This window comes from Rhizobium sp. CFBP 8752, from assembly GCF_014842035.1.
Lineage (GTDB): Bacteria > Pseudomonadota > Alphaproteobacteria > Rhizobiales > Rhizobiaceae > Neorhizobium > Neorhizobium soli.
Genome location: NZ_JACYUZ010000001.1, coordinates 2,327,503 through 2,348,550, shown reverse-complemented (window position 1 = coordinate 2,348,550; position 21,048 = coordinate 2,327,503). Strand labels below are relative to the sequence as shown.

Below are 21,048 nucleotides of genomic sequence, written 5' to 3'. Positions count from 1 at the left end.
TGGCGCCATCGGCTGACTTCTCTCCCCGTTCCCCGTTCACTATCTCCCGCCCCGACCCTGACTTCGGGCCATCGTGCCCTATCTCTTGCCTAGCGACCATGTCGCTGGACTGATGCCGGTTCAAGTTTCGTGCCATCGAATGTGCGCGCGATGAGCCGGCAATACCTATCACCAAGGGAGTTACTCCATGCCCATTCTCTACACGACCAAGGGTTCCGCAACCGGTGGCCGCTCCGGCCACGGTGCTTCCGACAACGGCGTGCTTGACGTCACGCTGACGGTTCCGAAGGAACTCGGCGGCGATGGCGCCACCGGCACCAATCCGGAACAGCTGTTTGCAGTCGGCTATTCGGCCTGCTTCCTCGGCGCGCTGAAGGCCGTCGCTGCCAAGGAAAAGGTGAAGATCCCGGACGAGGCCAAGGTCACCGCAACGGTCGGCATCGGCCCGCGCGAAGATGGCGGCGGCTTCGGCATCGAAGTCTCGCTGTCGGTCAACGCCCCTGGCATCGAACGGGCCCAGCTCGAAGACCTTGTCGCCAAGGCCCATATCGTTTGCCCTTACAGCCACGCGATGCGGACTTCGACAGAAGTTCAGGTTACCGTCGAGTAACACGACGCGACTTTGTCCCGCCAAGGGACGGCAAAAAGCGGCTTCGGCCGCTTTTTGTTTGCCCGGATTTCAGCGGGCCGCGTTCAGCTCACAGCCTTCAACGAATCTCGCAGCTGGTCAGCATTGCCGCCGGGCAGCGCGGCATCAAGCTCTGCATGCGTCGCTTCCCAGATCGGCAGGGCTTTCGCCAGAACCGCGCGGCCATCCTCTGTCAGTGTCAGGAGCCGTCCGCGCTTGTCCTTCGGGTCAACGGCGCTGCCGATCCAGCCACGCGCGTGCAAAACCTTCAGGGCCGCAGTTAGCGTCGTGCGGTCCATGGCAAGCAGGTCGCAGACCGATTTCATCGTCGCCGGCTGCGGCCGGTTGAGCGACATCATCAGCGAGAACTGGCCATTGTTCAATCCAACCGGCTTCAGCGCCGTATCGAAGGTCCGCGCTAAGGCCCGCGCTGCCCGTTGCACATGCAGGCAAAGACAGGTGTCGCGGACATGAAGCGTGGCGGAAAACGGAACCGAATCGGGATTTGACAGCATGGAAATATTATGTTGATATCAACCTATTCTGTCAAGAAAGGGGAGGTTCTTATGGATGTCAGCGCATTCCCGACCAATACCGTCCTGTCGAAAGACGAGTGGCTGAAGGCGCGGCTCGAGCTTCTGGCGCTCGAGAAGGAGGAGACGCGGTTGCGTGACACGGTCCGCGCCGCCCGCCGTGCCTTGCCCTGGGTGAGGGTGGACAAGGACTACGTCTTCGACACGCCGGAGGGCGGCAAGACCTTGTCCGATCTTTTTGCCGGTCGCAGCCAGCTGCTGATCTATCACTTCATGTTCGGACCCGACTGGAGCGAAGGCTGTGTCGGTTGCTCCTTCATGGCCGACCATTTCGACGGCACGCTTGCCCATCTCAATCATCACGACGTCACGCTGGTCGCCGTCTCGCGCGGCACGTTGGAGCAAATCGAGGCCTACAAGGCCCGCATGAACTGGCAGTTTCCCTGGGTCTCGTCCTACGCCACGGATTTCAACCACGACTATCGCGTTTCCTTCACGCAAGAAGAGATGCAGGGCGAGACGATCAACTACAATTTCCGCGCCATGCCCGCGAGCGAAGGTTTCGAGGAGCTTCCGGGCCTGTCAGCCTTCTACAAGAATGAGGCCGGCGAGATCTTCCATACCTATTCCACCTATGCCCGCGGCCCGGAGGAGGTGATCGGCACGCTGATGCTGCTCGACCGCGCGCCGCTCGGCCGCAACGAGGACAAGACGATGAGTTTCCTCAAGCGCCACGACGAATATGCGGCAAAGCCCGAGCAACAGGCGTCATCCTGCTGCCATTGAGAGCTTGTCGCCGGGTCCGTTCAACACACACAAGAGGGAGATGGGCATGCTGCAGATCGTTTCGAAATCCCGTTCGGACACGCATGGAAAATTCATCTGGTGCGAACTGATCACGTCAGACACGTCAGCGGCGGGCAGGTTCTACGCCTCGGTGGTCGGCTGGAATGTCCGCGAACTCGCCATGCCTGATATGCCGTCCTATTACCTGTTCGAAATGGGCGAGGGCGAGAATTGCCCCGGCATCGGCGGCATGATGCACTTTCCGCCGGAGCTTGAAGGCAAGATGCCGCCGAACTGGACCGGCTATGTTGCCGTCGACGATGTCGATGAAACCGCAAGTGACTTCGTTTCCCTTGGCGGACGCATCCAGCGCGACCCGGAGGATATCCCGGGCGTCGGCCGGTTTGCTGTTGTGGCCGATCCGCATGGGGCGGTTCTCTGCATCATGACGCCGATCCCGCCGGCAAACCCGCCCCGCCAGCTCGGCCCCGCCGATCCCGGCAATCTCGGCTGGTGCGAGCTGATGGCGGGCAACGGCGAGGAGGCTTTCGAATTCTATGGAAGCGTGTTCGGTTGGGCGAAGGACCATGACATGGACATGGGCGAGAGGGGCGTCTACCGCATCTTTGCCTATGACGGCCATCCCGGCCGGGCGATCGGCGGCATGATGACGAAACCGGACACGGTGCCTGCGCCGTGCTGGTCCTATTACTTCAACGTCGCGGCGATTGACGCGGCCATCGAGCGGATCACGGCCGGCGGCGGTAGTGTCGTGTTCGGGCCGATGCAAGTGCCCGGCGGAAGCTGGATCGTCCAGGCCACCGATCCGCAGGGCGCCTTCTTCTGCCTCGTCGCTCCGAAGCGCTCTTGATCCCCGAAACCTTGAACCTGTCCTCGTCAGGCCTAATTGCACCTTCACGCATAAGGCCGGAGGACCCACTCATGCATCCATTGCCCCGTCCGCTGAGCCTTGCATTCTTCGGCATCAGCACGTTCCTGGCCCTGTCTGGAATCATCATGGTCCTGACGGGTTTCAGGGGCGGCTGGCCGGTGCTGGCCCTGTTCGGGGCAGGCGCCTTCGTCTTTGCCCATATGCTCTGGCCGCAAACCTTCCACCGAAGGCGGCAGGATGCCGCAACGCTGATTGCCCGCTTTCCCGGTCCGGTCACCCTCTATTCCAGCCGCGTCCGCTATTTCTCGCTGGCCGTCGGCTGCGCAGCCTTCGCCGTCCTGCTTCTGTTTCTGCTGCTGGATGCCGACCCCGCCGAACCGCCAATGCCGGCACTGAGACAGGTCATTCTCTGGCTCGGCGTCGGTTTCCTGTCGCTCTGCGCCTCCGTCATGATGGCGGGCGTCCTTGTCGGTCAGCGGCTGGAACTGCATGGCGACGGCTTCACCATGGTCACGCTCGGACGTCGCAAAGTCTGGCGCTGGCAGGATGTCGAAGGCTTCAAGGCGGGCGCAATGACGCCGATTTCCGTGCGGTTCCTGCCGAAGCTGGAGATGAAGATGGTCGTGTTCGACGACCTGTCGCTCCCGGAAACCGCCCTGATCCGCATGAGCCGCGATGCGACCGGCCGCAATTCCGGTCTGCACGATGCCTATGGGCTCGATTTCGCCCAGCTCGCCTGGCTCCTGGAAACCTGGCGCGAAACGGCGCTCGCGGGCACGCAAGTTGCTCCTGCCGCACCCGTCCGCGACGACGAATTCGTGGCCGTCTCAACTGCTTACCCGAACGGCTGACGACCGTTCCCGGCCGTCACTCTCCTTGAGCTGTCGTCTTCAGGTAAGCGATCACATCGTCGATCTCGGCTTGGGTCCACAGTCCGAAAAAGCGCATGCTGGTTCCCGGCACTTTCTTCTTGGGGCTCGAGAGAAAAGCCGACAATGCCGCGTCGTCCCAGACGAGCCCGGCAGCGGCCGCATCCTTCATCGCCTGCGAATACTTGTAGTCAGGCACTTGCGCTGCGGGTCGCCCGACGACGCCTTTGAGATGCGGGCCGAACCGGTTCGTTTCCCGGTCGGCCACATGACAGGCGACGCATTTCTGGTACACCCGCTTGCCGTTGCCGGCATCCGCCGCTTGCGCGGTCGAGAAAAAGGCGAGCGCGACAAGGGCGAGGGCGCAGAGCCCTGTCCTTGCCGCTTCGTGCATCCGCCCGGTCACCGCTTCAGACTGCCCAGAATGCCGCGCACGATCGCCCGGCCCACCTGGGTGGCGACGGTGCGCGTCACGCTTTTCATCGCCGCTTCGATGATCGTCTCGCGCTGGTAGCCGGAGCGGCCGACGGTCTTTCGGCCCTTCGGCTCGTCTTCTTCCTTGTTGCCGAAGCCGGGCAGGGTCCAGCCGGTGGTTTCGCCGGAGCCGGCAGGCGGCGCGGGCTCGAGTTCATCCTGCGCCTTTCGGGCCGCCGCCGCATCGGCGGCCTGCTTTGCCCGGGCGCCAAGCATTTCGAAGGCGCTTTCGCGGTCGAGATCTTCGTCATAGATCCCGAGAACCGGGCTGCGATCCATCACCGACTGCCGCTCCGCGTCGGTCAGCGGACCGATCCGTCCCGAGGGTGGGCGGACCAGCGTCCGTTCCACCATCGATGGTGCACCCTTGCCCTCGAGCGTCGAGACCAGCGCCTCGCCGGTACCGAGCTGGGTGATCGCGGTGGCGCAATCGAAGGCCGGGTTCGGCCGGAACGTGTCGGCCGCGGTCTTCACTGCCTTCTGCTCGCGCGGCGTATAGGCGCGCAGCGCATGCTGCACCCGGTTGCCGAGCTGGGCCAGCACGCTTTCCGGCACGTCGAGCGGGTTCTGGGTGACAAAATAGACGCCGACGCCCTTGGAGCGGATCAGCCGCACCACCTGCTCCACGCGGTCGAGCAGAACCTTCGGCGCTTCGTCGAACAGCAGATGCGCCTCGTCGAAGAAGAACACCAGCTTCGGCTTGTCCGGATCGCCCACTTCGGGCAGTTCCTCGAACAGTTCCGATAGCAGCCACAGAAGGAAGGTCGCGTAGAGCCGCGGGTTCATCATCAGCTTGTCGGCGGCAAGGATCGAGATCTGGCCGTAACCGGAATTCGGGTTCACCCGCATGATGTCGGTGATCTTCAGCGCCGGCTCGCCGAAGAAATGCTCCGCACCCTGCTGTTCCAGCACCAGCAGCGCCCGCTGGATGGAGCCGACAGAAGCCTTGGAAATGAGGCCGAATTCCTTGGAAAGCTCCGAAGCATTCTCCGCCATGTAATTCAGAAGCGAGGTCAGGTCCTTGAGGTCGAGCAGCGGCAGCCCGGCCTTGTCGGCCAGCTTGAAGGCGATGTTGAGCACGCCTTCCTGCGGTTCGGATGCATCCATCAGACGGGCCAGCAAAAGCGGCCCCATCTCGGCGATCGTGGTGCGAACCCTATGTCCCTTGGTGCCGTAGAGATCCCAGAAGATCACCGGGAACTGCTCGAACTCGTAATCGGCAAAGCCGATCTGCTCGGCGCGCTTGGCGAGGAAATCCTTGGGCTCGCCTTTGGCCGCGACGCCGGAAAGATCGCCCTTGATGTCGGATGCAAAAACGGGAACGCCGGCCCGCGAAAAGCCCTCGGCCAGAACCTGCAGCGTCACGGTCTTGCCGGTGCCGGTCGCTCCGGTCACCAGCCCGTGGCGGTTGCCGAACTTCATGTCGAGGAATTCGGCCTTGTTCAACGTGTCGTCAGGGTTGCGACTGCCGCCGATAAAGAGTTTCGCCTGATCGTCCGCATCAATATTCGCCATGCAACTATGCGCTCCCTAAACGCGTTCAATCCTCGGCTTTTATAGGATGCGCTGAAGAGCCGGGCAACGGCTGAAAATCGGCCAAGTGAAAACTGGCGCGAGAGGCGGCAGAAGAGGGGTGAATAAGTGACGATGACGGACACAGCCGGACCGGCGGGAACTCGGACACTCGATGCGCAAGGCGTGCGCGATGCGCAGAGGGGTCGCCATGCGGATGGCCCGATGGGCATTCCGGCCCGCGGCCTCAAAGACGTGTTCTGGCGCGTCTATGCCGGCGTAACCGAAGATCGCATCACGCTGATCGCCGCCGGCGTCACCTATTACCTGCTGCTGGCGCTGTTTCCCGCCGCAAGCGCGCTCGTGTCGATCTACGGTTTCGTCGCCGATCCAGTGACGATTGCCGATCGGATCGCGTTTCTGAGCACGATCATGCCCGCCGAAGGGCTGAACATCTTCCTCGATCAGGTCCGGGCCCTCTCAAGCGAACGCGGCGCAACGCTGTCGATCGGCCTGATCGCGGGTCTGGCGCTGGCGCTCTGGAGCGCCAACAACGGCATGAAGGCGCTGTTCGAGGCCATGAATGTCGCTTACGGCGAGCAGGAAAAGCGCGGCATCGTCAAGCTCAACCTGATGTCGCTGCTCTTCACGCTCGGCGCGATGCTGATTGCCATCGTCATCCTGTTTGCCATGGGCGTGGTCCCGGCATTGCTCAAATATTTCTGGCTCGACCAGTGGTCGGAAATGATCATCCGCATCGCCCGCTGGCCGTTGATGATGGTCTTCGTCACGCTCGGCATCATGGCGCTCTACCGGTTCGGCCCCAGCCGCGAGCCGGCGAAGATCCAGTGGCTGACCTGGGGTGCTGCCTTTTCCACCATTTTCTGGCTTCTCGCCTCGCTCGGCGTGTCCTACTATCTGGCCAATGTCGCCGATTACAACGCCACCTATGGCACGCTCGGCGCGCTGATCGGCTTCATGGTCTGGACATGGGTATCGGTCATCATCGTGGTTGTCGGAGCCGAGATCAACGCCGAGCTCGAACACCAGACCTCGATCGATTCCACCACCGGCCATCCAAAGCCGATGGGGGCACGTGGCGCTGAAATGGCCGATACGGTCGGTGTCGCCGCCGAGGATTGATAAGCCGCCGGTTGCGCCAACCCGGGCTGCGTGGCACCAGTTGGAACACGCCTGTTGGCATCCGGCACGAGTCTATGTATGACCTTGACGTGAACGTCAAAACTGAGGAGATATTGATGAACGAGATGGTTACCCGCGTTGCCGACCGCGTCGGTCTTGCACCTGATGCGGCCGAAAAAGCGATCGGCATGATGCTGGGATTCCTGCAGCGCGAGGCGGATGACGCTGCCGTGGCGCGGATGATCGAAGCCATTCCCGGCGCGCCAGAACTGGTCGGCAAATTCAACGGCGAAGGTGCCGGTGGCGGTGGTCTGCTCGGCGGCCTGATGTCGAGTTTTGGCGGCGGCGGCATCATGACGCTCGGCCAGCAGCTGATGTCGCAGGGCCTCGGCATGGGCGAGATCACCGCACTCGCCAAGGAAACCATGGCTGTTGCGCGCGAACATGCCGGCGACGAAACCGTCGATACGGTCATCGCATCGGTGCCCGGCCTCAGCCAGTTCGTCTGATTTCGAAACGCAATCCGAAAGCCGCTGGCACAACTGCCGGCGGCTTTTCTAAATCATCAGCTATGCTATAGGTCGGCGATGAGCGACAACATCATCAAGTTCCAGCGTCCGAAACCGGTCAAGCCGCCGCGCAAGTCGCCGTTCAAAAACATGGCGCCCGGTGTGAAACGCATGCTGTTCTGGGTCGCCATTATCGCGGGCCTGGTCCTGGCATTCCTCTATTTCCAGTTCGCCGGCAGCGCCCCTCCGGGCGTCTGAGCAAACCGGCCGAACGTCAGCCCTTGGCTGCCAGCCAAATCACGTGCTTTGCCCCGCGCTTGCCATTGGCGCGCGTGTTCACTACGTCTGCCTGAAATCCCACTTCCTTCAGCCGCCGGGTGAAACCCGCGTCGGGCCCTGACGACCAGACGGCGAGAACGCCGCCGGGCCTCAGTGCCGAGCGTGCGGCATAGAGACCAGCCATATTGTAGAGCCGGTCGTTCGAGGCCCGCGTCAACCCGTCCGGGCCATTGTCGACATCGAGCAGGATCGCATCGAACGCGCCGGTCGAGGAGCGGATCAACTCGCTGACATCGCCCTCAAAGATCGTCACGCGCGGATCATCGAGGCAGCCCTTGAAGACAGGCGCCATCGGCCCGCGCGCCCAGTCGACCACGGCCGGCACCAGCTCGGCCACGGTCACCTGCGCATCCTCGGGCAGAACGGCAAGTGCTGCCCTCAGCGTGAACCCCATGCCGAGCCCGCCGATCAGCATCGAAGGCTTGGCCCTCTTGCCGATCTTCTCCTGCGCGAGTGTCGCCAGCGCTTCTTCCGAACCGCTGAGGCGGCTGTTCATCAGCTCGTTGGTGCCGAGCATGATCGAGAATTCCTGGCCGCGCTGCTTCAGACGCAGCTCGCCTTCCTCGCCGGGCAGGGCGCCGGGAATGGTTGCGCGGTCGAGCTGGATCCAGGGCAGCATGGGGGGATACCTCTTGGTCGGAGCGGCTTTGCTACAGAAGCGCAAAGGACGGGTCAATGCTGCGCTCCGGGGAGTTGACTTTCCACCGTATTCGCTCCATTTCACGCGCAAAGCGCTGCCCGTTCGGGTGCCGCTCTTTCAAAGGACAAACCGAGATGAACCCCGACAGTCGAAGTTCGACGTCAACAGATAGACCTGCCGCTTCGGGGCTCTGAACCGTTCTCATCGGTGATGCGCTCCGGGGACCCCAATGGTCCGGAATAGGAGCCGTCATGCTGCGTATCCATGCCTATGATCACGACCGCCTTGTCGCGGCCGACGCCGTCACTGCCGGCGCTGCCACAGAGCGGACGTCCGCCGCCTCGCGCCCGCCGGTGATCTGGTACGACCTGATCAACCCGACCGCCAAGGAAGAGCTCGATGTCGGCTCAAGCCTCGGGATCACCGTTCCGACCCAGGACGAGATGGAGGATATCGAGCTGTCCTCCCGGCTCTACCAGGAAGACGGCGCCGAGTTCATGACCATGACCGTGCTGACGCGTCCCGATGCCGGCACGCCGCACAAGGTTCCCGTCACCTTCATCGTCAAGGGCCAGGTTCTCGTCACCGTGCGCTATTCCGAGCCGCGTCCCTTCGATGCGTTCATGGCGCGTGCCCGCAAGGGCAACGGGCTCGGCCTCCATTCGGCAACCGGCGAACTGATCCTGACCGGTCTGGTCGAGGCGATCATCGACCGCATGGCAGACACGCTGGAGCGTCTCGGCAACGATATCGACCAGATCTCGCGCGACATCTTCGAGGCGAAGGCCTCCAAGGCCAACAAGAAGACGCGCGACCTGCAGGAACTGATCCGGGCGATCGGCCAGAAGGGCGAGTTCATCACCGTCGTGCGCGAAAGCCTCGTCAGCGTCTCGCGCGTCGTCGCCTATTATGCAGCCCTCGATGGTGTCGATCGCAAGCTGCCCAAGGAAATGCGCCAGCGCCTGAAACTGCTGCAGCGCGATGCCACCTCGCTTGGCGATCACTCGGCCTTCATGTCCGGCAAGATCAACTTCCTGCTCGATGCGACGCTGGGCCTGATCAATCTGGAGCAGAACCAGATCATCAAGATCTTCTCGGTTGCGTCCGTCGTGTTCCTGCCGCCGACGCTCGTCGCATCGGTCTACGGCATGAACTTCGCCAACCAGCCGGAACTGCAATGGCATTACGGCTATCAGCTGGCGCTCTGCCTGATGATCGTCTCGATGGCGCTGCCCTATCTCTACTTCCGCCGTAAGGGCTGGCTGTAGTCACAAACGAAGACGGGCGGAGCACGTGCTCCGCCCGTCCTAGCCTGATCTACGCGGCAAGACGCTCTCTAGCGTTCCTGGATCTGCGGCACGAAATCCGGCAGAAGCCTGCAAGGCTCTTTGTAGGTCTCGGCTTTCTCCGCACACAGGGCTGCCACCGTCTGCGGCGTCGGCTTCTCGCCCTTGTCGATCCAGCTCAGCATGGCGGAAAACAGCGCTGCATATTGCGGCGTCGAGAGCTTGGAATGCTCCGCCTCGTCCGAAAAGTTCTGCACCAGCAGCTCGCCATTGCCAGCCTTGTCCACCGTCCGGCGATAGATCGCCTCGTGATCGACAAACACGGTCGGATCGTTCTTGGCGTGCAGGGTGATGGTCGGCGCGACGATCTGGCCGGTGAGATCGGCATCATAGGCCATCAGCCGAGCCGCTTGCGGGTCCGCCTTGAACCGCTCGACACCCGTGTTCAGCGCCGCGTCGTCGTCCGATCCCTTGTACTGAACGTTGGAATTGTCGAACGGATTCTTTCCGTCCATGCGCCGCCAGACGATGTCGGAAAACAATCCGGTCGCCCAGCTCAAATGCGCCACCAGCGTCTTTTCCGGCACCTTGGTGACGGCGAGGATATTGGCGAGGTTCTTCGCTTGCTCTGGCGACCGCTTGTCCTTCGCAAGCGAGATGCCGGTGCATTCGTCGACGCGCTGCTGCAGCTCGTCGCGCGACATCTTCACGCCCTTCGGCAGGCCCTGCCAGACCGGATACTGCACCTCGTCGGCGCGCGGATGGTTCTTGCAGTAATACTGGTAGACGGCCCGCAGATCGGCGCGGAAGTCATAGCCATGGCCGCCGCCGGCCAGCAAGCCGCTGGTCAGCACCACGCCGTCGTAATTCTTCTGGCCGCGCCAGTCGAGTGCGTAGAGTTCGGCCGTCTTTGCCGCCACATTGCCGCCCCAGGACTGGCCGTGCAGCAGGACATGCTTCGGCTCACCGAGAAGCGCGATCGCGATCTGGCGCAGAGTGTCGGTATCGGACGCCGCCATCCGCACGCCATAGCCCTCGCGGCGATAGTTGGAACCGGCCCAGGCATAGCCCTCCTGAACGGTGACCGCGAAACGCTCGAGATCCTCGACCGGATCGTCCGGCGTAGGCTTTGCGGTGCGCGGCCCGCCATGGGCATGAACGACAAGGGTGCCGTTCCAGTCCTTCGGCTTGGCGATCCAGTAATAGGCGCCGTGCAGATCCTGACCCGCAAAGCACTCGGTCCCTACAGGCATCGAACTCGGGCAGTCCTTCGGCGCCGGGTCCGCAGGCTTTTGCTGCGCGCTGGCGGGCAGGGCGGTAACAACCACCGCCGCCGCGGACATCAATATCGTTCTGAAATGCATGAAAACTCCTCCTCTTCCAGCCCGTGACAAGACCTATGGTTCTGGCTGGGAGAGGCAAGAGAAGACGTGGCCTCGGCTGCCGCGTGGGGGAGGCTCGCCGGGCAATTGGGCGGGATCCCACACAAACCACGGCGGGAGTGTGTGGGAAGCGACCCAAACGGACCATTGTCCGAGACCGAAGCCTCGGACCGGATCAGTCCCACTCTGGCGCGAGATGCACCGGCGATACGATGCGTCCGTCTGTCCGCGACAGCGCAAACACCGCTTCCATTTCCTGCGGCGACAGCGAGAAGTCGAAGATGTCGTAATTCTCCGGCAGCCGGCTTTCGGTCGCGGTCTTCGACAGCGCGATCACGTCCTCCTGCTGCACGGCCCAGCGCAGCACGATCTGAGCGGCGGTCTTTTTGTACTTCGCGCCGATCTCCTTCAACACCTCGTCCTTCGGCACCGCGCCATCGGCCATCAGGTAATAGGCGGTCACCGACATGCCGGTCTTGCGCGCTTCCATCAGCACCTTGGTCTGGTCGAGATAGGGGTGATATTCCACCTGGTTGTTGACGATAGGCGCATCGGACAGCTTGATCGCTTCAGCCATCAGCGCGGTCGCAAAGTTGGAAACGCCGATATTCTTGACCTTGCCTGCGGTTCTCAGCTCGTTCAGCGCGCCGATCCGGTCGGCCAGCGGCATTTCGCTTTGCGGCCAGTGCAGCAGCAGAAGGTCGACATGGTCGGTCTGCAGCTTGGAAAGGCTTTCGTCCACCGAAGCGATAAAGGCATCGTGACCGACGCGGTCGACCCAGACTTTCGTGGTGAGAAAGATGTCGTCGCGCGGAATGCCCGACTGACGAAGAACGTCGCCGACAGCCTGCTCGTTCTTGTAGATCTGCGCAGTGTCCACATGGCGGAAGCCGAGTTTGAGGGCTTGCGGCAGAATGCGATGAACATCCGCATCGGGCATGCGGAACGTGCCGAAACCGAGAGCTGGGATATGGGCGCCGTTGGCGTTGACGGTTTGCATCATGTGCTCCTTGGAAAAGGGGGCCCGACGGGGAGCCGGGCAAAGAAGAGGCGCACTCTAGATGGGCCGTGAAATCCGGCGATCAAGCAGAGACCGGCCCATGATCACTCCACCGGATGCGACAAATCGGCTTGAAAGAAGGCGCTGGAGGCCGCGCAATCGGCCTCGTCAGGTCTCTTTGCGCGCCCGTTTCGCCCGTCTCGCGACTCGACCGAACCGCTGTTTCAGAAAGTTTGATGTCCGGTACCGCACGCCGCTTGGTCGCTCGGGATCGGCAATGTCCGATTCAGCCAGCAATTCCTCGTCGGCACTCAGCTCCCGCATCTTGACCGGCAGCAGACCTCGGCCGCTCTGTCGGTTCAAGGCCTCGATGGCCGCGATGATCGACCCGTCATGCGCTGCAACCGCGTCACGCACTTCCTGCGGTTCGCGCCCAAGATGTTCGGCGATGAGATCGTCGCGGGTGCTGACGATTTTGGCGCTCAGCGTGTCCTCACCCGGCTGCGCCTCGAGGATGAGGTCGCATTCCGTATCGTAGCCCATCGAGCGGTTGTTGAGATTGGCCGAGCCGATTTTCACGATCCGGTCGTCGGCAAACATCATCTTGGCATGCACATAAATCGACGTGCGGGCCTCGTTGACAGGGTAGTAGATCCGGAAGCGATCATGAACATCGGCGTCCTTCACCATCTTCATCAGCCGAATGCGGGCGCTGTCCATCGCTTTGGCTTCCAGCCAGCCTTCGCAGCCTTCCGGATTGATCAGCACGATTTCCGGTCCGTCGGGCTCCTTCAGCCGTTCCGCCATGGCCTCTGCAATACGGCGCGAGGCGAAATACTGGCTCTCGACATAAAGCGTCTTTTTCACCGAACCGATGATCGCAAGCTTGGCCGTCTCGATCTCGACGATCTGGCTGCGCCCCTCGTATTCAGGCGCGGTGCGGGCGATGCCGATCGAGATGTCGCGAAACCCGACCTCCAGCTCGTCCGGCCAGGGATCGTTCTCCGTGGCGGTATTCTCGTCGGGCGGATCGAGCGTCTCGTCGGTTGCCAGTTTCCAGCGCCGCCGTGCGACCTCGCCAAGCGCCCGTGCGGCCTCGCCGGAAAGGCAGGTGGTGGCATCGTGCCAGGGACCTTGCGCAAACCCCATCGGCGACTTGCGCAACGGCTCGTCTTCCGAATGATCGCGACTGTCCCAGCGCCCGACGGTCATGTCGATCCCGCCGCAGAACGCCACTTCGTCGTCGATGACGAGAAGCTTCATGTGATGCGCCGACAGCGCCGGATGCGCGCCGTCGAGCTTCAGATGGATGCGCTTGTCGAACATCCATTTGAGAATATAAAACGGGGTTTCACCGCGAGTGATCGAATTGATCAGCCCGATATCCCATTTGAGAATGCGAATATCGAGCCCGTTGTTTCGCTCGGCGAGCGCGTTCAGAAACTTGCCAAGCTCGTCGGGCCATTCTTCGTTCGCGGCCTTGTCAGCCTTGCCATCCTTCTTGCCCGGCTCCAGCTGGATGCGCGTGTCGAAATCCCAGCCGATCAGGTAGATCGACTTTTTCGCCTTCGTCATCGTGCGCTTGGCGAAGCGAAAGAAATCGGCTGCATCGATGATGATGGAAAGTCTGTCCGCCTTGGCAATCCGCCAGCACGTGTCGCCTTCGTTGAGGATGCTTTGCATCGATCCAGTCGCCCCAGTCTTCGTCTTTTCGGTTATCGAGGATATAGGGCAGCGCCGCGCTGCTTCTACGGGAAATATACAAGGATCGGTGGAGTAATGCGCAGCCGCGTCATCCTGCATTTCTGCGATCGCGATGACTGCTGACCGCGATCGCAATCAGGATCAGCGGCCACAGGCACGACAGCAAAAGTCCCATGATCCTGTCGAAGCTCCAGGGAAGCCGTCGTGTCACACCCTCGGCCAACGTCATCCCGAAGAACGCGGTCGCTACCGTCAGGTACACTATGGTGGCTAGAGTCGTCATGGGTCTCGCTGGCACGGTACCGGTCATCGCGATGGGGGTCGCACGCGCCCCCGAAAGCGTTCAAACACGGATCGAGCCCGCCGTCCTCAACTTTTATGAGAGAGTGCCAGATTTCGCACTGCCGGCCCCGACGGTCGGCATCATGCTTTCACGCGTGCATCGCTTCGATTTCGCGTGCCACCATCTCCTGCAGCCGCCAGAGATTGCGGTCGCGGATGCCGAATTCGGCCAGATGCACGACGGTATTATAGAGATACTCGGCACAGGAACCGCGATGGCCACAGGCGCGTGCCAGAACCGGCGCCACATCCTGCAGCGGCGGAAGCGGCCGGATGATCCGCGGGCTCTTGCCGCCGGCCCAGAAAGTCAGCGCCCGGATCGTCTCGCCGCCTTGCGTCCGCACGGGGAGAAAACGGAAGGTCGAAAGGCTGTCCTTGTGGCTCACCTCGCGGCGCAGCGCCTTGTCGATCTGCTCGCGCTTTTCCGAATCGGACACCCGGTAGATCACGCCGTCGCAACGCCCGCCCCGCGACAGCATCATCATCAGCCCCGGCTGGTCCGGCGAACCGCGGCCGCGTTCGATATGCAGCGAAAACGACCGATGCCAGCCATAGGCCGTCGCCCGCTGGCAGGCGATCGAATCGAAGCCCGGCTTCCAGATCAGCGAACCGTAGGCAAAGATCCACAAAGGCTCATCGCCGATATCCCCCACCAGCCGCTCGGTAATCTCGGCATAGTCGGCATCCGTCAGCGGTTCCCAGGTTGGCGGTGCGCCCGGATCCATCTCGTCACGAAAACACAGGTCGACGAGGTCCTGCGTCAACGCCATGGAGGATGACTTGAGAGCCGTTGAGGTGAGGGCGCCGGATCTGGACATGGCCTCTGCGTTGTAAAAAAATGAGTGCGTAAACGGGAGGTGAGGCGCAAGACTGCAAGCCTGAAAGGCTGCTGTCAACGTTTTTGGGCCGCGTTTGTGAAGGATTTGCTGCGTTGCCGCAGAGTGGCCCCACTGTTCTGGTCGAAGGGATCACGCAACGTTTCAGACGGAAATGTTCGCGTTATTCTGCGTGAGAGGGAGTTTTCGATACATGCGCTGGTTGTTTCTCATTGTCCTTGGCCTGCTGGTGGCCGTCATTTTGTCAATCACCCTGATGCAGAACGACAGTCGTCAGCTGGGCAGCGATAACCTGTTGCAGGGAGCGCCGGGCAGTCCGCGCCAGCCATCGGACTCGCCGCTTCTTCCGGCACCCGCACCGCAGCGAGCGCCCTGACCATCGGACGGCGGCAATTCGGCGTGCCATCAATATTTGTGATGAATCATCTCGGATTGTCGCTTGACCTTGAGGGCTTCGGGGATTTCATTCACGCCAAATTTTAGCGACCCCCGCCAAGCTTTGAAGACCCGAAGGAGAATATCATGGCCGTCGACACATCCCCTCGCTCCACCACCTGGACTTACGTGGATGGTGAGTGGGTGGAAGGCAATCCGAAGCTGATCGGACCCACCTCGCACGCCATGTGGCTGGGCACGACCGTGTTCGACGGCGCCCGCTGGTTCGACGGCATCTCGCCGGATCTCAACATGCACTGCCAGCGCGTCAACCGCTCGGCCATCAATATGGGCATGAAGCCGGTCATGGCCGCAGAAGAGATCGAGCGGCTGGCGCTGGAAGGCGTCAAGAAGTTCGACGGCAAGACGGCGATCTACATCAAGCCGATGTACTGGGCCGAGCACGGTCTTCCCACCAGCGTCGTCGCCGCCGATCCGGAATCGACCCGGTTTGCGCTCTGCCTGTTCGAAGCTCCGATGCACACGGCAAAGGCATCGTCGCTCACCGTGTCGCCGTTCCGCCGCCCGAGCGCCGAGGTGGCCATGACGGCCGCCAAGACCGGTAGCCTTTATCCCAACAGCGGCCGCATGATCGTCGAGGCGCAGAGCCGCGGCTTCGACAATGCGCTCGCGCTCGACATGAACGGCAATGTCGCCGAAACCGCATCCTCGAACATCTTCATGGTTAAGGACGGCGTGGTCATGACGCCGATCGCCAACGGCACGTTCCTGGCCGGCATCACCCGCTCGCGCGTGCTGACCCTGTTGCGCGGCGCCGGCTTCGACGTGCGCGAAGTCACGCTGACTGCTGCCGATTTCGCCAATGCCGACGAAATCTTCACGTCCGGCAACTACTCGAAAATCGCCCCGGTGAACCGGTTCGAGGACCGCTCCCTGCAGGAAGGTCCTGTCGCCCGCAAGGCGCTCGAACTCTACATGGACTGGGCACGCTCGACCAAGGGCGAAGACGTCTGATTGACGAGGGACGGCACCCGGTCCGGGCGCCGTCCCTCAACCTTGTTCTGCCGCGTTAAAGCGCTTCGTATCCAAACACTTTCGCCAGAAATTCCACGGCGCGACCGGCACCGGCGCCGGAAATCGTGTGGCCGAGCCCGGGCTCGATCGATGTCTCCACGTCGAAACCATGCTTCGCCAGCGTATCGGCCGCCTGTTCGCTTTCCCAGGACGGGATGACGTCGTCGGCGGTGCCATGCACCAGAAACACCGGCATGCCCTTGGAGGGCGACAGCGGCTCAGGCGATGACAGCCGGCCGGAGAAACCGACCACCGCACCCACGCCAAACCTGCCGTCCGCGACCGCGTCGAGCGACATGATCGTTCCTTGCGAAAACCCCACCAGCGCCACGCGATCAAGCCTGTCGGAAAAGCCGTTGTCCGCGATGATGCCGTTGATCAAGGCATCGAAACCCGGCCGCGCCGCCGCAATCCGCTCGCCACGGTTTTCCGGCGTGACGCCTGCCACACTGAACCACTGGTAGCCGGCACCAAAGCTTGAAGGCTCCGGCGCATCGGGCGAAACGAAGACGGCATCGCCAAGCGTCCCCGCCCATTCCTCCCCAAGCGGCGCCAGATTGTCGCCGCTGGAGCCGACACCGTGCAAGAGGATGACGAGAAGGTTCGGGCTGTTCGTTTCGGCCATGGAAGACATACCTTTGCAGATGAGGATCAGACGTCGGAGAACACTCCGCTACGGCCCCCGGAGGAAACCGCGATACCCGTTATCTAGCGCGCCAGCCGCCAAAGGGACAGGTGCAGGGCAGCGGATGTGGGATGTTGCGATGGGCTGGAAGGTTAGAGGAGCATCGCCCTCAGATGATCCGCACCGCAGCCGTACCGATGATGATCAGGGAGACGGCGACCATCAGCGGTTTGGTCGGCAGTCGCTTGACGATCAGCGCTCCGAACGGGGCCGCCAGCACGCCACCGAGGATGAGGCCGAGCGCCGACGACAGTTCGGACCAGCCGAGCGTGGCGATGAAGGTCGCCGAGATCACCGTCGTTACCGCAAATTCGGTGAGGTTCGTGGAGCCGATCACCTTCTTTGGTTCATGGCCGCGGCCGAGAAGCGAGCTGGTGACGATCGGCCCCCATCCGCCGCCGCCCATGGCATCGAGCACGCCGCCCGCACCGCCCACATAGGGCACGATCCGGTCATGCATGTCGCGCCTGAAGGCCGGGCGGAAGGCCTTGTAGAGAATGTAACATCCGACCAGCATCAGATAGACCGAGACGAACGGCTCGATCGCCTTGCCGTCGATACTGGACAGGAGATAGGCGCCGATCGCGCCGCCGAGCATGCCGGCCGGCGCCAGTCGTTTGACCAGCCGCCAGTCTACATTGCGATGGTAGAGATGCGAGGCACCGGATGCAGCCGTCGTGAAACACTCGGTCACATGCGTCATGGCGCTGGCGACTGCCGGCGGCACGCCGAAAGCAAGCAGACTAGTGGTGGTGAGAACGCCGAAAGCCATGCCGAGCGCGCCATCGATGATCTGCGCGAAAAAGCCGATTGCCACGAAGATCACGAAATCGGACGTCAGAAAGTCGAAGGTCAAGAAATCAAACACGGCAGCCCTCCCGGCAGTGTTTCATGCCCGGAAAAGTCTGCCGTGGTGGAAAAGTTCCCAAACGCTGCCGCCCGCGCGGTCGCGGATGTTACTTGCCAGGTTTTGCCCTCAGCATGTCGGCGGAGATCTCGCCACCCACTTCGGCCTTTTTGGTCTTCTTGTCGTAGGCGCAGATCGTGCTGATCCTGACCTTGGCGCCTTTGGCTTTGCCGGTGACGACCGCAAGCCCATAGGACTGGCTTCCGAACGGATCGACCACCGCTCTTCCGTTCTCGATCAGGTCTTTCGATGCCGCCACGCAGGCCTTGCCGACGTCAGCCTGAAACGTCGTCCACGCATCGTCGGAAGCGGCCTGGGCCGTCACGGCGCCGGTTGCGCAAACGAGGAGGATCGGTGCCACAAAGTTTTTCATCGTCAATTTTCTCCGGTTTCTGCATTCGGTGCGAAAGCGATTGATTCCTCTCGCTAATGCTTGGAAAATTCAGCAATTTCTTGTCGATTGAGCGGTTGTTTTTGGAAGGTTCACCGTTGCCTCTTCCCCATCGCGCTCCTATGTTCCAGCACGACCTTCACCCACGGTGTTTGCCAAAAGGAGTATACCAATGGCTTTCGAACTTCCCGAACTTCCATACGATTACGAAGCCCTTGCGCCCTTCATGTCGAAGGAAACGCTGGAATACCACCACGACAAGCACCACAAGGCCTATGTCGACAACGGCAACAAGCTGGCGGCCGAAGCCGGCATGGCTGACCTGTCGGTCGAGGACGTCGTCAAGAAGTCCTTCGGCACCAACCAGGGCCTCTTCAACAATGCTGCCCAGCATTACAACCACGTCCATTTCTGGAAGTGGATGAAGAAGGACGGCGGCGGAAACAAGCTGCCGGGCAAGCTCGAAACAGCGATCGCATCTGATCTCGGCGGCTACGACAAGTTCAAGGCTGATTTCATTGCAGCCGGCACCACGCAGTTCGGCTCCGGCTGGGCCTGGCTTTCGGTGAAGGATGGCAAGCTCGTCATCTCCAAGACCCCGAACGGCGAAAACCCGCTGGTCCACGGCGCAGAGCCGATCCTCGGCGTCGACGTCTGGGAACATTCCTATTACATCGACTATCGCAACGCCCGCCCGAAGTACCTTGAGGCGTTCGTCGATAGCCTGATCAACTGGGATTACGTGCTGGAACGCTACGAGGCGGCTTCCAAGTAAGCGCAATTAATTGCTGATTTACCAGACACCCGGTGCCGCAAGGCGCCGGGTGTTTGCGTTTCTGATCACCCGATGTCTGATCAAGCCTGGCTATCGTCAGGCGCCGCTGTCCGCCCACGCGCGGTCGATCTGAAGCGCTTGAAAAACATGACTTTGCATTGGGTTTGACGACTTCTAGAATCGAGCGCTAAATTACGAAATCGTGACTTCTTTCGGTCATGTAAGCTTGCCATCATCATCACGCGAATGCGTTGATGATGTGAGACGCAGACATCACATCGTTTTAGGGATCGGAGCCGGAAATGAAATTCAGAACTATCGCCATGACGACCGCGGCACTCTGTCTCGGCTTCACCGCTGTCCTTGCGCAGGATGCGGTGGTCGAGAAGCGCGAACAGATGATGAAGCAGGTGGCCGCCTCCACGGCAGCCATGCGCAACATCGCCAAAGGCGACAAACCCTACGACGCCGATGCCATCAAGACAGCGCTGACCACGATCAGCACCAATATGAAGGCCTTCCCGGACCAGTTCCCTGTCGGATCCGAAGCCAATTCGGAAGCATCGCCGGCGATCTGGAAGAACGAAGCCGATTTCCGCGCCAAAGCGAACAAGCTCGCCTCCGATGCCGACATGATCCTCGCTTCGATGCCGACGGATGCCGCAGGCGTCCAGAAGGCCGTTGGGACGCTTGGCGCCAATTGCGGCTCCTGCCACGAGACCTACCGCCTGAAGAAGTAGCGCATGCCTACATGCTTGAACGGCTGTCGCAAAGGCAGCCGTTCCGTTCCGCGTTGATGTCGGAGAAGGATCGGGCGATGGCCGCAAGATGGGCAAAAGTGTTAGGCATCGGCGTGGTCGTTGTCGCCGCCGGCGCCGTTACGGCCTGGGCGCTGACAAAGCCCCAGCCGCATGAGGCCGGATATTGGTCGAGCGTCGGTCAGGCCGATCTTGCCAAGGGCGAGCAACTGTTCTGGGCGGGCGGCTGCGCCGGTTGTCATGCCGCAGAAGGCGCAGAAGGCGACGCCGCAAAGATTTTGTCCGGCGGACTGGCGCTGAAAAGCCCGTTCGGCACCTTCCACGTCCCCAACATCTCGCCGGATCCCAAAGCCGGCATCGGTTCCTGGACGCTTGCCCAGTTCGGCGACGCGATGACACGGGGCGTCGGTCCGAACGGCGAGCATCTCTATCCATCCTTTCCCTACGGCTCCTACGCACGCCTGTCGGCAGCCGACGTCAACGACCTCTACGGCTACATGAAAACGCTGCCGCCCAGCAGCAATGTCGCGCAGCCGCACGAATTGGGCTTTCCGTTCAACCAGCGGCTCGCGGTCGGCGGCTGGAAACTCCTCTATTTCGACGACGGCCCACGCGTCGAACTCGCTTCCGCCGATGATAAGGTCAAACGCGGCCAGTTCCTCGTCGAAGGCCCCGGCCACTGCGGCGAGTGCCACACGCCCCGCAACGCGCTCGGCGGATTCGAAAAAGGACAGTGGCTGGCCGGCGGCCCCAACCCGGAAGGGCAGGGCAGCATTCCCAACATCACCCCCGGCTCCAAGGACATCGGCGCCTGGAGCGAGGAGGAAATAACCGAGTACCTCTCGACCGGCTTCACCCCCGATTTCGACAGCGTCGGCGGATCCATGGTCGAGGTTCAGAAGAACATCGCGCATCTGCCGAAAAGCGACCTGCAGGCCATCGCCGCCTATCTCAAGGCGGTGCCGGCAAGGTGAGGGCGGGTGCTTGCAATAAATGATAGCAGGCCTATGATGCCGTGATGACGGCAAGCAGCGCAAGACCCTCGAAGCTGTTTTCACAGACCCGGTATCGGGAGCGCTCCCATGGGCTGCGATCGAAAGCCTGCTTGTCGCATCCGGATGCACAGTGATCGAGGGAAGCGGCTCACGCGTCCGGTTCGAAAACAAGGGCGAAGTCGAGACCTTCCA

Annotated in this window: 25 protein-coding genes and 1 pseudogene; 14 read left to right on the top strand and 12 right to left on the bottom strand. The window is 61.9% G+C overall.

Annotation, left to right across the window (positions count from 1 at the left end):
• Positions 1-187 precede the first annotated feature (187 nt).
• Entirely contained in the window at positions 188-610 is a 423-nt protein-coding gene (locus IFT59_RS11435; protein ID WP_062453520.1) for an organic hydroperoxide resistance protein, read from the top strand.
• An 83-nt stretch (positions 611-693) separates the two neighbouring features.
• On the opposite strand, the gene IFT59_RS11430 is transcribed toward IFT59_RS11435, so the two are convergent.
• Positions 694-1,140: a MarR family winged helix-turn-helix transcriptional regulator gene (locus IFT59_RS11430; protein ID WP_113111296.1), complete on the bottom strand. Its 447-nt coding sequence runs from the start codon at positions 1,138-1,140 to the stop codon at positions 694-696.
• 54 nt (positions 1,141-1,194) lie between these two features.
• Between IFT59_RS11430 and IFT59_RS11425 the strand changes: the two genes are divergently transcribed.
• From IFT59_RS11425 to IFT59_RS11415, 3 genes are all read left to right on the top strand, one after another.
• Positions 1,195-1,947: a DUF899 domain-containing protein gene (locus IFT59_RS11425; protein ID WP_192086867.1), complete on the top strand. Its 753-nt coding sequence runs from the start codon at positions 1,195-1,197 to the stop codon at positions 1,945-1,947.
• Positions 1,948-1,993: 46 nt separating this feature from the next.
• Complete coding sequence (locus IFT59_RS11420; protein WP_062579583.1) at positions 1,994-2,818, top strand: VOC family protein; 825 nt, start codon at positions 1,994-1,996, stop codon at positions 2,816-2,818.
• A 71-nt stretch (positions 2,819-2,889) separates the two neighbouring features.
• Positions 2,890-3,690: a hypothetical protein gene (locus IFT59_RS11415; RefSeq protein ID WP_192086866.1), complete on the top strand. Its 801-nt coding sequence runs from the start codon at positions 2,890-2,892 to the stop codon at positions 3,688-3,690.
• Between the two features lie 16 nt (positions 3,691-3,706).
• Here the strand turns inward: IFT59_RS11415 and IFT59_RS11410 are convergent, their stop codons facing one another.
• Positions 3,707-4,102: a c-type cytochrome gene (locus tag IFT59_RS11410; protein WP_192086865.1), complete on the bottom strand. Its 396-nt coding sequence runs from the start codon at positions 4,100-4,102 to the stop codon at positions 3,707-3,709.
• Positions 4,103-4,110: 8 nt separating this feature from the next.
• Positions 4,111-5,697: a helicase HerA-like C-terminal domain-containing protein gene (locus IFT59_RS11405; protein ID WP_192086864.1), complete on the bottom strand. Its 1,587-nt coding sequence runs from the start codon at positions 5,695-5,697 to the stop codon at positions 4,111-4,113.
• A 132-nt stretch (positions 5,698-5,829) separates the two neighbouring features.
• Between IFT59_RS11405 and IFT59_RS11400 the strand changes: the two genes are divergently transcribed.
• From IFT59_RS11400 to IFT59_RS11390, 3 genes are all read left to right on the top strand, one after another.
• The gene (locus IFT59_RS11400; protein WP_184654962.1) at positions 5,830-6,837 is read left to right on the top strand and encodes a YihY/virulence factor BrkB family protein; all 1,008 of its coding nucleotides are present in this window, start codon (positions 5,830-5,832) and stop codon (positions 6,835-6,837) included.
• A 116-nt stretch (positions 6,838-6,953) separates the two neighbouring features.
• Positions 6,954-7,346, top strand: coding sequence for a hypothetical protein (locus IFT59_RS11395; RefSeq protein ID WP_062454796.1), 393 nt, complete (start codon positions 6,954-6,956; stop codon positions 7,344-7,346).
• Between the two features lie 78 nt (positions 7,347-7,424).
• Positions 7,425-7,604, top strand: coding sequence for a hypothetical protein (locus tag IFT59_RS11390; RefSeq protein ID WP_062579592.1), 180 nt, complete (start codon positions 7,425-7,427; stop codon positions 7,602-7,604).
• Positions 7,605-7,620: 16 nt separating this feature from the next.
• Here IFT59_RS11390 and IFT59_RS11385 read toward each other — a convergent pair whose 3' ends face one another.
• Complete coding sequence (locus IFT59_RS11385; RefSeq protein WP_192086863.1) at positions 7,621-8,304, bottom strand: spermidine synthase; 684 nt, start codon at positions 8,302-8,304, stop codon at positions 7,621-7,623.
• Between the two features lie 272 nt (positions 8,305-8,576).
• On the opposite strand from IFT59_RS11385, the gene IFT59_RS11380 reads away from it, so the two are divergent.
• Positions 8,577-9,593: a magnesium transporter CorA family protein gene (locus IFT59_RS11380; protein ID WP_192086862.1), complete on the top strand. Its 1,017-nt coding sequence runs from the start codon at positions 8,577-8,579 to the stop codon at positions 9,591-9,593.
• A gap of 68 nt (positions 9,594-9,661) precedes the next feature.
• Here IFT59_RS11380 and IFT59_RS11375 read toward each other — a convergent pair whose 3' ends face one another.
• The 5 genes from IFT59_RS11375 to IFT59_RS11355 form a co-directional block, all read right to left on the bottom strand.
• Positions 9,662-10,975, bottom strand: coding sequence for an alpha/beta hydrolase family protein (locus IFT59_RS11375; RefSeq protein ID WP_192086861.1), 1,314 nt, complete (start codon positions 10,973-10,975; stop codon positions 9,662-9,664).
• Between the two features lie 193 nt (positions 10,976-11,168).
• Entirely contained in the window at positions 11,169-11,993 is an 825-nt protein-coding gene (locus tag IFT59_RS11370; protein ID WP_192086860.1) for an aldo/keto reductase, read from the bottom strand.
• Between the two features lie 168 nt (positions 11,994-12,161).
• Entirely contained in the window at positions 12,162-13,676 is a 1,515-nt protein-coding gene (locus IFT59_RS11365) for a phospholipase D-like domain-containing protein (protein ID WP_192086859.1), read from the bottom strand.
• A gap of 109 nt (positions 13,677-13,785) precedes the next feature.
• Positions 13,786-13,980, bottom strand: coding sequence for a hypothetical protein (locus IFT59_RS11360; protein ID WP_062453509.1), 195 nt, complete (start codon positions 13,978-13,980; stop codon positions 13,786-13,788).
• Positions 13,981-14,128: 148 nt separating this feature from the next.
• Entirely contained in the window at positions 14,129-14,857 is a 729-nt protein-coding gene (locus tag IFT59_RS11355) for a gamma-glutamylcyclotransferase (protein WP_249407529.1), read from the bottom strand.
• A 211-nt stretch (positions 14,858-15,068) separates the two neighbouring features.
• Between IFT59_RS11355 and IFT59_RS11350 the strand changes: the two genes are divergently transcribed.
• Complete coding sequence (locus tag IFT59_RS11350) at positions 15,069-15,251, top strand: hypothetical protein (protein ID WP_062453508.1); 183 nt, start codon at positions 15,069-15,071, stop codon at positions 15,249-15,251.
• A gap of 146 nt (positions 15,252-15,397) precedes the next feature.
• Positions 15,398-16,285 (top strand): branched-chain amino acid aminotransferase, encoded by an 888-nt coding sequence (locus IFT59_RS11345; RefSeq protein ID WP_062579607.1) that lies wholly within the window; start codon positions 15,398-15,400, stop codon positions 16,283-16,285.
• A gap of 55 nt (positions 16,286-16,340) precedes the next feature.
• Here IFT59_RS11345 and IFT59_RS11340 read toward each other — a convergent pair whose 3' ends face one another.
• From IFT59_RS11340 to IFT59_RS11330, 3 genes are all read right to left on the bottom strand, one after another.
• Positions 16,341-16,970, bottom strand: coding sequence for an alpha/beta hydrolase (locus tag IFT59_RS11340; protein ID WP_342366086.1), 630 nt, complete (start codon positions 16,968-16,970; stop codon positions 16,341-16,343).
• A gap of 169 nt (positions 16,971-17,139) precedes the next feature.
• Positions 17,140-17,871, bottom strand: coding sequence for a sulfite exporter TauE/SafE family protein (locus IFT59_RS11335; RefSeq protein WP_192087152.1), 732 nt, complete (start codon positions 17,869-17,871; stop codon positions 17,140-17,142).
• Positions 17,872-17,986: 115 nt separating this feature from the next.
• Positions 17,987-18,310, bottom strand: coding sequence for a hypothetical protein (locus IFT59_RS11330; protein WP_192086857.1), 324 nt, complete (start codon positions 18,308-18,310; stop codon positions 17,987-17,989).
• Positions 18,311-18,500: 190 nt separating this feature from the next.
• Between IFT59_RS11330 and IFT59_RS11325 the strand changes: the two genes are divergently transcribed.
• From IFT59_RS11325 to IFT59_RS23105, 4 genes and pseudogenes are all read left to right on the top strand, one after another.
• Positions 18,501-19,103 (top strand): superoxide dismutase, encoded by a 603-nt coding sequence (locus IFT59_RS11325; protein ID WP_062453504.1) that lies wholly within the window; start codon positions 18,501-18,503, stop codon positions 19,101-19,103.
• Positions 19,104-19,405: 302 nt separating this feature from the next.
• A complete protein-coding gene (locus tag IFT59_RS11320) occupies positions 19,406-19,843 on the top strand; it encodes a c-type cytochrome (RefSeq protein WP_062579617.1) in 438 nt (145 codons plus the stop codon).
• A gap of 77 nt (positions 19,844-19,920) precedes the next feature.
• Complete coding sequence (locus IFT59_RS11315) at positions 19,921-20,835, top strand: cytochrome c (protein ID WP_192086856.1); 915 nt, start codon at positions 19,921-19,923, stop codon at positions 20,833-20,835.
• 151 nt (positions 20,836-20,986) lie between these two features.
• Positions 20,987-21,034, top strand: a pseudogene (locus IFT59_RS23105) (hypothetical protein); the annotation flags it as partial.
• Between the last annotated feature and the right edge of the window lie 14 nt (positions 21,035-21,048).

Excerpts from the sequence above, each read along its gene's own strand:
- IFT59_RS11370 (WP_192086860.1), bottom strand. The coding sequence starts at position 11,993 with ATGCAAACCGTCAACGCCAACGGCGCCCATATCCCAGCTCTCGGTTTC.
- IFT59_RS11380 (WP_192086862.1), top strand. The coding sequence starts at position 8,577 with ATGCTGCGTATCCATGCCTATGATCACGACCGCCTTGTCGCGGCCGAC.
- IFT59_RS11435 (WP_062453520.1), top strand. The coding sequence starts at position 188 with ATGCCCATTCTCTACACGACCAAGGGTTCCGCAACCGGTGGCCGCTCC.
- IFT59_RS11355 (WP_249407529.1), bottom strand. The coding sequence starts at position 14,857 with ATGTCCAGATCCGGCGCCCTCACCTCAACGGCTCTCAAGTCATCCTCC.
- IFT59_RS11345 (WP_062579607.1), top strand. The coding sequence starts at position 15,398 with ATGGCCGTCGACACATCCCCTCGCTCCACCACCTGGACTTACGTGGAT.
- IFT59_RS11350 (WP_062453508.1), top strand. The coding sequence starts at position 15,069 with ATGCGCTGGTTGTTTCTCATTGTCCTTGGCCTGCTGGTGGCCGTCATT.
- IFT59_RS11315 (WP_192086856.1), top strand. The coding sequence starts at position 19,921 with ATGGCCGCAAGATGGGCAAAAGTGTTAGGCATCGGCGTGGTCGTTGTC.
- IFT59_RS11395 (WP_062454796.1), top strand. The coding sequence starts at position 6,954 with ATGAACGAGATGGTTACCCGCGTTGCCGACCGCGTCGGTCTTGCACCT.
- IFT59_RS11400 (WP_184654962.1), top strand. The coding sequence starts at position 5,830 with ATGACGGACACAGCCGGACCGGCGGGAACTCGGACACTCGATGCGCAA.
- IFT59_RS11320 (WP_062579617.1), top strand. The coding sequence starts at position 19,406 with ATGAAATTCAGAACTATCGCCATGACGACCGCGGCACTCTGTCTCGGC.
- IFT59_RS11425 (WP_192086867.1), top strand. The coding sequence starts at position 1,195 with ATGGATGTCAGCGCATTCCCGACCAATACCGTCCTGTCGAAAGACGAG.
- IFT59_RS11330 (WP_192086857.1), bottom strand. The coding sequence starts at position 18,310 with ATGAAAAACTTTGTGGCACCGATCCTCCTCGTTTGCGCAACCGGCGCC.
- IFT59_RS11390 (WP_062579592.1), top strand. The coding sequence starts at position 7,425 with ATGAGCGACAACATCATCAAGTTCCAGCGTCCGAAACCGGTCAAGCCG.
- IFT59_RS11385 (WP_192086863.1), bottom strand. The coding sequence starts at position 8,304 with ATGCTGCCCTGGATCCAGCTCGACCGCGCAACCATTCCCGGCGCCCTG.
- IFT59_RS11405 (WP_192086864.1), bottom strand. The coding sequence starts at position 5,697 with ATGGCGAATATTGATGCGGACGATCAGGCGAAACTCTTTATCGGCGGC.
- IFT59_RS11420 (WP_062579583.1), top strand. The coding sequence starts at position 1,994 with ATGCTGCAGATCGTTTCGAAATCCCGTTCGGACACGCATGGAAAATTC.
- IFT59_RS11365 (WP_192086859.1), bottom strand. The coding sequence starts at position 13,676 with ATGCAAAGCATCCTCAACGAAGGCGACACGTGCTGGCGGATTGCCAAG.
- IFT59_RS11360 (WP_062453509.1), bottom strand. The coding sequence starts at position 13,980 with ATGACGACTCTAGCCACCATAGTGTACCTGACGGTAGCGACCGCGTTC.
- IFT59_RS11340 (WP_342366086.1), bottom strand. The coding sequence starts at position 16,970 with ATGGCCGAAACGAACAGCCCGAACCTTCTCGTCATCCTCTTGCACGGT.
- IFT59_RS11375 (WP_192086861.1), bottom strand. The coding sequence starts at position 10,975 with ATGCATTTCAGAACGATATTGATGTCCGCGGCGGCGGTGGTTGTTACC.
- IFT59_RS11410 (WP_192086865.1), bottom strand. The coding sequence starts at position 4,102 with ATGCACGAAGCGGCAAGGACAGGGCTCTGCGCCCTCGCCCTTGTCGCG.
- IFT59_RS11325 (WP_062453504.1), top strand. The coding sequence starts at position 18,501 with ATGGCTTTCGAACTTCCCGAACTTCCATACGATTACGAAGCCCTTGCG.
- IFT59_RS11415 (WP_192086866.1), top strand. The coding sequence starts at position 2,890 with ATGCATCCATTGCCCCGTCCGCTGAGCCTTGCATTCTTCGGCATCAGC.